The 844-nt window shown below is 57.8% G+C and carries 1 protein-coding gene; it reads right to left on the bottom strand.

Annotation, left to right across the window (positions count from 1 at the left end):
• Positions 1 to 153: 153 nt before the first annotated feature.
• On the bottom strand, positions 154 to 753 hold the full coding sequence (locus JF66_RS20130) for a helix-turn-helix transcriptional regulator (RefSeq protein WP_035880677.1): 600 nt from the start codon (positions 751 to 753) through the stop codon (positions 154 to 156).
• Between the last annotated feature and the right edge of the window lie 91 nt (positions 754 to 844).

Here is an 844-nt window from a genome sequence, read left to right on the forward strand (position 1 = left end):
ACGACTGCTTAGTTTGTCCGGGCGTTGCAAGCGTTTGTAACGCCTGCCTAGCAAGTCAGCATGAATTGATCGTCTCAAGCGCTCACATCGACTCATCGATTATGGCGTTTACGGGCGCACTCGCTCTCGCGGACTGCATCAACCTCTCAAGGACTAGCCGGCCCATCCGTCTAGCTTCCACCCGGCTGTGGCGAGGTAAGACGATAGTTGACTGATGCGTCGGTTCGCCTCGCTGAGGCGCTCCTCAGTTGTGTCCCAGGGCTGGGTTGCCCCAGTTTCGCCGGCAGCAGAGCTCAGGGACCGTTCGACATCGAGGTTGCTGGCCAGGCGTTTCCGTTCACGGGTGAGCTTGTCCAGTTCACGCATCGCTTGCAGCTGAGTGCGTTCTGAGTGTTCGTCGTACGTGGTCCACCGGTAGGCGCCTTGGGGATCGCCAGAGATCCACGCGTCGAATTCGACGACAGTCATTCCGTCGAAGCTGGAGCTGAGGTTCGCGATGTCGAGTCGCGCGTGGGGCCTGCCGATAGGTGTGAGTAGGAAGATTGGCGTGACGTTGAGGGCCTTGGCGATGTTGAGGAGTTGGCTGACGGAGAGGTCTTGCTTTCGGCCAGCCTCAATGTTCTGAAGGATCGATTCCGTGACGTTGTCGCCGGGGATGGCGTCGGCGAGGTCCTTTGTCGAGCGGATGCCGTGCTGTTTGCGGATCGCTTGAATGCGGTTGCCGATTCCGGTCTGTCCAAGGAAGTCTGTCACGCGGACATATTACAGCCGAAACCCTTGTCAACTGTTACGAATCGATTTACTGTGTCCTCAACAGATTCCGACCCACGGTTTCTGTCATCAA

This window comes from Cryobacterium sp. MLB-32 (assembly GCF_000738085.1).
Taxonomy (GTDB): domain Bacteria; phylum Actinomycetota; class Actinomycetes; order Actinomycetales; family Microbacteriaceae; genus Cryobacterium.